At 63.8% G+C, this 7,528-nt stretch carries 7 protein-coding genes; 5 read left to right on the top strand and 2 right to left on the bottom strand.

Annotation, left to right across the window (positions count from 1 at the left end):
- The 4 genes from tatC to EOD07_RS15350 form a co-directional block, all read left to right on the top strand.
- The coding region (gene tatC, locus EOD07_RS15335; RefSeq protein WP_127236074.1) for a twin-arginine translocase subunit TatC at window positions 1-658 on the top strand (658 nt) is incomplete at its 5' end.
- A gap of 210 nt (window positions 659-868) precedes the next feature.
- Window positions 869-2,422 carry a serine--tRNA ligase gene (gene serS / locus EOD07_RS15340; RefSeq protein WP_127236075.1) on the top strand — a complete coding sequence of 518 codons (1,554 nt, stop codon included), beginning with the start codon at window positions 869-871 and terminating at the stop codon, window positions 2,420-2,422.
- Window positions 2,423-2,426: 4 nt separating this feature from the next.
- Window positions 2,427-3,185, top strand: coding sequence for a 5'/3'-nucleotidase SurE (gene surE / locus EOD07_RS15345; protein ID WP_127236076.1), 759 nt, complete (start codon window positions 2,427-2,429; stop codon window positions 3,183-3,185).
- A gap of 13 nt (window positions 3,186-3,198) precedes the next feature.
- Complete coding sequence (locus EOD07_RS15350; protein WP_073986102.1) at window positions 3,199-3,852, top strand: protein-L-isoaspartate(D-aspartate) O-methyltransferase; 654 nt, start codon at window positions 3,199-3,201, stop codon at window positions 3,850-3,852.
- A gap of 6 nt (window positions 3,853-3,858) precedes the next feature.
- On the opposite strand, the gene EOD07_RS15355 is transcribed toward EOD07_RS15350, so the two are convergent.
- Complete coding sequence (locus EOD07_RS15355; protein ID WP_127236077.1) at window positions 3,859-4,566, bottom strand: outer membrane beta-barrel protein; 708 nt, start codon at window positions 4,564-4,566, stop codon at window positions 3,859-3,861.
- A gap of 381 nt (window positions 4,567-4,947) precedes the next feature.
- Between EOD07_RS15355 and EOD07_RS15360 the strand changes: the two genes are divergently transcribed.
- Window positions 4,948-6,471 carry a peptidoglycan DD-metalloendopeptidase family protein gene (locus EOD07_RS15360; protein ID WP_127236078.1) on the top strand — a complete coding sequence of 508 codons (1,524 nt, stop codon included), beginning with the start codon at window positions 4,948-4,950 and terminating at the stop codon, window positions 6,469-6,471.
- 101 nt (window positions 6,472-6,572) lie between these two features.
- Here the strand turns inward: EOD07_RS15360 and EOD07_RS15365 are convergent, their stop codons facing one another.
- Complete coding sequence (locus EOD07_RS15365; RefSeq protein ID WP_164772267.1) at window positions 6,573-7,469, bottom strand: ATP-binding protein; 897 nt, start codon at window positions 7,467-7,469, stop codon at window positions 6,573-6,575.
- Window positions 7,470-7,528 lie beyond the last annotated feature (59 nt).

Here is a 7,528-nt window from a genome sequence, read left to right on the forward strand (position 1 = left end):
GCACAAGGTCGAGCTGATCTACACGGCGCCGCAGGAGTTCTTCTTCACCCAAGTGAAGCTTGCCATGTTCGGCGGCATGGTGATCGCCTTCCCGCTGATCGCCACGCAGATCTACAAGTTCATCGCGCCCGGCCTCTACAAGAACGAACGCAGCGCCTTCCTGCCGTTCCTGATCGCTTCGCCCATCCTGTTCCTGTTGGGCGCCTCGCTGGTCTATTTCTTCTTCACCCCGATGGTGATGTGGTTCTTCCTGGCCATGCAGCAGGTCGGCACCAACGACCAGGTGCAGATTTCGCTGCTGCCGAAGGTGTCGGAGTATCTCAGCCTGATCATGACGCTGATCTTCTCCTTCGGCCTGGTGTTCCAACTGCCGGTGGTGACCAGTCTTTTGACGCGCGTCGGCCTGTTGTCGTCGCAGGCGCTGGCCGAGAAGCGCAAATGGGCGATCGTGCTTTCCTTCGTCGTCGCCGCGGTGCTGACGCCGCCGGATCCGATGAGCCAGTGCGGTCTCGCCATCCCGACCATCATCCTCTACGAAGTCGCCATCTGGTCCTCGCGCATGATCGAGCGCAGCCAGGCACGCGACCGCCTGGCGCGCGAGCAGGCGGAAGCGGGCAGTTCGGTTTCGAGCAACACGCCGGACGCCTCGTCCACCTAGGCAGGATCGCCCAAGTCGGGAAAATCGAGGCGCTCGGCTTAGCCGCCGTCTTGCATCGATGGCGGATGCGGTTTACCCCCTCGGTCCTTGAAGCGCGTCGCGCTGAAACGGATTCAAGCGGCGCGCTTCAAGTCTTAGCTTTGATGCATGTCGTTGTCCCAGAACCGCGGCACACTTCTGGGCGACATGCATGACTTTTGAGGATCGACCATGCTTGACATCAAATGGATTCGCGACAACCCGAAGGCCCTTGTCGAGGCGCTGGTGAAGCGCTCGTGGTCGGCGGGCGAGGCGCAGTCCACGGTCGACGATCTGATCGCGAAAGACGAGGCGCGGCGTTCGCATCTGAGCGAATTGCAGGTCAAGCAGGAGCGCCGCAATGCCGCCTCGAAGGAGATCGGCAACGCCATGCGTTCAGGCGATTCGGCACTTGCCGAAAAGCTCAAGGGCGAAGTCAGCGACATCAAGGCGTTCATCCAGAACGGCGAGGCGCGGGAGCGTGAGCTCGACAAGGCGCTGAACGACGCGCTCGCGGTGCTGCCTAATGTGCCGCTGGAGGACGTGCCTGTCGGCAAGGACGAGCACGACAATGTCGTCAAGCGCATCGTCGGCGACGTGCCGACGCGGCCGAACTGGGTGAAGGAGCATTTCGAGATCGGCGAAGCGCTCGGCATGATGGATTTCGAGCGCGCGGCCAAACTGTCCGGCGCGCGCTTCACCGTGCTGAAGAGCCAGCTGGCGCGCATGGAGCGCGCGCTCGGCCAGTTCATGCTCGACCTGCACACGACCGAGCACGGTTATGAGGAAGTCCAGCCGCCGCTGTTGGTGAACTCTGCGACGATGTACGGAACTGGCCAGTTGCCAAAGTTTGAAGAGGATCTGTTTTCAATCCATTCCGAGTGGCACGAATTTCGATTTGAAGCTCTAAGCGAGGCGAGTGCACTTGGCGCCTACATGGATATGACCGACCGGCTTTCCAAATTTTCAGAGTCACTCTTTCAAACACCAGGGTTGACGTCGGAGACTGGGCTATCAATCAAAGAAAAGATAGAAACCGAGCTTGGCAAAGGCCTCTTGGATTTAGTCGTGGCCAAGCGAACGCGAGTAGAGGAACTGGAAGGTCAACTTGATCTTCTGCGAGGCAAGGGTGCACCTCAGAAGTGGTTAATCCCGACCGCCGAAGTGCCGCTCACCAACCTCGTGCGCGAGGAGATCACCGCGCACGAAAAGCTGCCGCTGCGCTACACGGCGTTGACGCCATGCTTCCGCTCGGAAGCGGGCTCGGCCGGCCGCGACACGCGCGGCATGCTGCGCCAGCACCAGTTCTATAAGGTCGAGCTGGTCTCGATCACCGACCAGGAAAGCTCGGTCGCCGAGCATGAGCGCATGACGCAATGCGCCGAGGAGGTGCTGAAGCGGCTCGGCCTGCCGTTCCGCACGGTTACGCTCTGCACCGGCGACATGGGGTTCGGCGCGCGCAAGACCTACGACATCGAAGTCTGGCTGCCGGGACAGAACGCCTATCGCGAAATCTCGTCCTGCTCGGTCTGCGGCGATTTCCAGGCCAGGCGCATGGATGCCCGCTACAAGGACAAGGACGGCAAGGGCAACCGTTTCGTTCATACGTTGAACGGCTCGGGCACCGCGGTCGGCCGCGCTCTTATTGCCGTCATCGAAAACTTCCAGAATGAGGACGGCAGCGTAACCATTCCTGAAGTGCTGCGGCCTTACATGGGTGGTCTCGCCAAGATCGAAGCGAAGTGACTTGATGCGCATTCTCCTGACCAATGACGACGGCATCCATGCCGAAGGGCTGGCGTCGCTCGAACGCATCGCCCGCACGCTGTCGGACGATGTCTGGGTGGTGGCGCCGGAGCAGGACCAGTCCGGCTATGCGCATTCGCTGTCGATCTCGGAGCCGCTCAGGCTGCGCAAGATCGGCGAGAAGCATTATGCCGTGCGCGGCACGCCGACCGACTGCGTCATCATGGGCACGAAGAAGATCCTGCCCGGACCGCCGGACCTGATCCTGTCCGGCGTCAATTCCGGCGCCAACATCGCCGACGACGTCACCTATTCCGGCACCGTCGCGGGCGCCATGGAAGGCGCGTTGCTCGGCGTGCGCTCGATCGCGGTCAGCCAGGCCTATTCCTATATCGGCGAGGACCGCGTGGTTCCTTACGAGACGACCGAGGCGCTGGCGCCGGCGCTGCTCAAGAGACTTGTGGAAACGCCGCTGCCGGACGGGGTGCTGCTCAACGTCAATTTTCCGAACTGCGCGCCCGACGAGGTCGAGGGCACCGTCGTCACCTCGCAAGGCAAGCTGGTGCATAGCCTCTGGGTCGACGAGCGACGCGACGGGCGCGGCCTGCCCTATTACTGGCTGCGCTTCGGCCGCGAGCCGGTCGAGGGCAAGAAGGGCACGGACCTTTACGCGATGCGCAACCGGCTGGTGTCGGTGACGCCGCTGCAGCTCGACCTCACCGCCCATGAACTCCGCGACCAACTGACCAAGGCGCTGTCATAGATAAGGTTTTGGCATGAACACGGGCATCGACGACCGCGAAGGTTTCGCCGCTTTCCTGCTCAGGCTGCGGGGCAGGGGCACGGCGCCGAAGCCGCTGGTCGCCGCTTTCGAGGCGACGCCGCGGCGCGGTTTCCTGTCGGCCCAGTTCCATGCGCTCGCCTGGTCGGATGGCATGCTGCCGATCGAATGCGGCGAGGCGATCGAGGGCGCCGATCTGCAGGCCGCCGTGATCGCGGCCCTTCATATCGAGCCGGGCAACCGCGTGCTCGAGATCGGCACCGGCTCGGGCTACACGGCAGCGGTCATGTCGAGGCTTGCCGCGCGCGTCATCACTATCGACCGATACAAGACCCTGACCGAGCAGGCAAAGCAGCGCTTCGAGGCGCTGGCCATCAGCAACGTCATCGTCCGCCAGGCCGACGGCTCGAATGGCCTGCCCAATGAAGGGCCGTTCGACCGCATCGTCGCCTGGGCGGCCTTCGACAGCCTGCCGCGCTTCCTGCTCGACCAACTGTCGAGCGGCGGCGTCGTCATCGCGCCGATCGGCCCGGAGGAGGGCGAGCAGGTGCTGGCCAAGCTCACCAAGGTCGGCAGCCGCTTCGAGCGCGAGGACATCGGCATGGTCAGGCTGCAGCCGATCCTGCGCAGCGTCGCGACGGTGATCTAGCCGCTGTCAGCCATTCCAGTGGAAGTTCAGCCGCAGGCCGACCAGGTCGACGTCCTGGCTGATGCGATCCGTGCCGAACGGGAAGGGCAGCCCGACGGTCGCGAAAGCAGTGGTCTTGTCGGGCATGAACAGGTGATCGTATTCGATCGCGAGTGACCAATTCGGCGCAAAGCCGTATTCAAGGCCCGCGCCCAGCGCGCCGCCCCACCGGGTCTGATCGCCGGTCTTGCCAGCAGGGATATCCGGAGGAAAGAGGACCTCAAAACGGTCGTGCGTCACGGCCGCGCCGCCCTTGACGTAAAAGAGTGCGTTATCGACGCTGTATCCGAGCTGGGCCGTCAGCAATCCAAACCAGTCGACACGGGAACGATCTATAAAAGGCGGAATGAATTCGCTGACATTGGAGCCCTTGAGATCGGCCCAGTTGCCTTGCGCTTCCAGCCCGAACGCCCAGTCGTTGCGCTGCCAGCGATAGCCGAGCTGTGCGCCGACTGTCCCGCCGGTGGCGTTGTGACAGCCTTGGCTGAAAGACAGGCCGGCGAACCGGGCGTCCCAGCAGGAGCGGCTCGAGCCCCAGCCGCCATTGGCGCCGATGTAGAAACCGCTCCAGTCGTAGCTCGCGGCGACGGGCGTTTCGATGAGATCGGCGGCGGACGCAGGCGCGACGGCGCCCAAGGCAGCGGCAAACGCCGCGGCGACGAGAAAACGTTTCATTGAAGGACCCTCCCAAGGTGCCCCGACGCTACCGGAACTCGATCCGGAAATCCCGTGACCTTGCGGCAACAGTCCGGAATATTTGAATCCAAGCTATACTTGGACAGAAGATTGCGTTGCCTGGGACGACCGCTTCGATGCTCGGGGATTGAAGTTGTTCTCGACCCGGCAATGACACCAAGTCGGCGATCCCGAAAACCAGCTTCAGACCCGCCGGAAAACCGGCATGTCCGCGTCGCCGTCGTCCGGATTTTGGCGCCGCCAAAATTTCCGCCAATGTTTTAAGAAAATTTTCGTCGGATTCTAATGGGTTAACCCCCCAGTAACATTAACGCGCTTTAATCATGGCCAGTTTGTACCGGGTCTGTGCGGGTTAGTGCGATGCAATTCAATCACTTGAAGGCAAACAGACGCAATCTGGCGCGCGGTTGCGCTGTCCTGATGATTGCCGGCGCGGCGGCCGGGTGCAGTTCCCAGTCGATGCGCTTCAACGGTGTCGATGATGTCTTCACATCATCCACCAACAATCAGCGCGCCATCATCAACAAGCAGAATGTCGACCAGCCCTATCCGGGCGACACGGTCGCGCCTGCTCCGGTCGACGGCACGCACACCCAGTCGGTGAGCCGATCGAGCCTCGAGCCGGTCACGGCGCAGCAGCTGCCGCCTCCGTCGGCGCCGGCACCCGCAAAGCCGATGCGTACGGCTTCCGCTCCTGCCCTCGCGCCGGCTCCGGCGCTTGCTCCCGCGCCGCATCTCGACAGGACGGCCACCGGCACGGTCGCCCAGGCCAAGCCGTTCAAGACCGCCGAGCCCGATGCGGTTCGCAATGCGAGCGCCGCGCCGCACGCGACCGAAATCGTGGTGCGGGACGGTGAGACGCTTTCGGGCTTGGCGGCGCACTACCATGTGCCGGCCGACGCCATCGCCAAGGTCAACGGGATCGACCCGAAGAAGGGCATCCGTAGCGGCCAGAAGATCGTCATCCCCGCCTATGCCTATTCGAGCAAGGCGGAGCCGAAGGTCGCCGAAGGCAAGCCGACGAACACGCCGAAGCAGCCCGCTCCGGAGAAGGTCGCCGTGCTGCCGCAGCAGCCCAAGGTCAAGGACGGCAAATCCGCCGCTCAGGTCGATACGTCGGCCGCGGCCGCAGGTTCCAAGAACCCGAAGCCCGCGCCGCAGATGGCCGAGGCCAAGCCGGCCGGCGCCGGCGGCTCCTACACGGTGCAGTCAGGCGACTCGCTGTCCTCGATCGCCAGGAAGACCGGCGTCAGCGTGGTGGCGCTGAAGCAGGCCAACGGCATGCAGGACGGCTTGCTCAAGATCGGCCAGACGCTCAAGGTCCCGGCCGGCGGTACCGTCGTGGCGGCCGCCAAGCCAGCCGCAGCCAAGCCTGCCGTCGATCCTGTGACGACCGCGACGACGCAGCCGCCGGCGAAGACCACGCCGTCGCAGACGCTCGCCTCCTACACGCCGCCGAAGAAGGACGCCAAGGTCATCCAGCAAGCCGAGGACGACGATGCGGTGGCCCCCGACGCGACCGGCATCGGCAAGATGCGCTGGCCGGTGCGCGGCCGCGTGATCTCCGGCTTCGGCTCCGGCAAGGACGGCGTCGACATCGCGGTGCCGGAAGGAACGCCGATCAAGGCGGCCGAGAACGGCGTCGTCATCTATGCCGGCGACGGCCTCAAGGAGTTCGGCAACACCGTGCTGGTGCGGCACGAAAACGGCCTGGTCACGGTCTACGGCCATGCAAGCTCGATCGAGGTGCAGCGCGGCCAGAAGGTCAAGCGCGGCCAGGAGATCGCGCTTTCCGGCATGAGCGGCACCACCGACTCGCCCAAGCTGCACTTCGAAGTGCGCAAGAACTCGGCCCCGGTGGATCCGTCGGGCTATCTCGAATAGAACAAAAACAATTGCGGGCCGCCTGACCTCCAGTCCGGCCCGCCGTCTTCAGCCCGCTCCGCAAGGAGCGGGCTTTTTCAGTTGCGGGCGAGGGGAGCCGCTCAGTCCTTCAACGGCTTACCGAGCCGGCCGGCGAGGTCCTGCGTGAACTGCCAGGCGACGCGTCCGGAACGGCTGCCGCGCGTCGTTGCCCATTCCAGCGCCTCGGCGCGCAACTGCTCGGGATCGATCGTCAGGCCGTGGTAGCGGACATAGCCGTCGATCATATCGAGATATTCGTCCTGCGAGCATTTGTGGAAGCCGAGCCACAGGCCGAAACGGTCGGATAGCGAGACTTTTTCCTCGACCGCTTCCGAAGGGTTGATCGCGGTCGAGCGCTCATTGTCGATCATGTCGCGCGGCAAGAGATGCCGCCGGTTGGACGTGGCGTAGAAGATGACATTGATGGGCCGACCCTCGACGCCGCCTTCCAGCGCCGCCTTCAACGACTTGTAGGAGGTGTCGTCATGGTCGAAGGAGAGGTCGTCGCAAAACAGGATGAACCTATAAGGCGCGGCCTTCAGGAGACCCATCAGCTTGGGCAGCGTGTCGATGTCCTCGCGGTGGATCTCGATCAGCTTCAGCGGCTGGTCGAGCCTGTCGGAGGCGTTGACGGTGGCATGCACGGCCTTGACCAGGGAGGACTTGCCCATGCCGCGCGCGCCCCACAAAAGCACGTTGTTGGCCGCATAGCCGGACGCGAAGCGCTCGGTGTTGTCGAGCAGGATGTCGCGCACGCGGTCGACGCCGCGGATCAGGCCGATGTCGACGCGGTTGACCTTGCGAACCGGTTCCAGATAGCCGGGCTCCGCCTGCCAGACGAAGCAGTCGGCTACCGACAGGTCGGTTTGCGGCACCGGCGGTGGGGCGAGGCGGGAAACCGCCTCGATCAGGCGGTCGAGTTTCTTGTTCAAGGCGTCCAGGCTGTGCAAATCCGCGACGGCTGGCGCCTGAACCAGTATGCCGCCATCCGTCAACTGGACCGCGGGATCGGCCACGCCAAGTTCATTGAGGCGAT

Source organism: Mesorhizobium sp. M2C.T.Ca.TU.002.02.1.1, assembly GCF_003997225.1.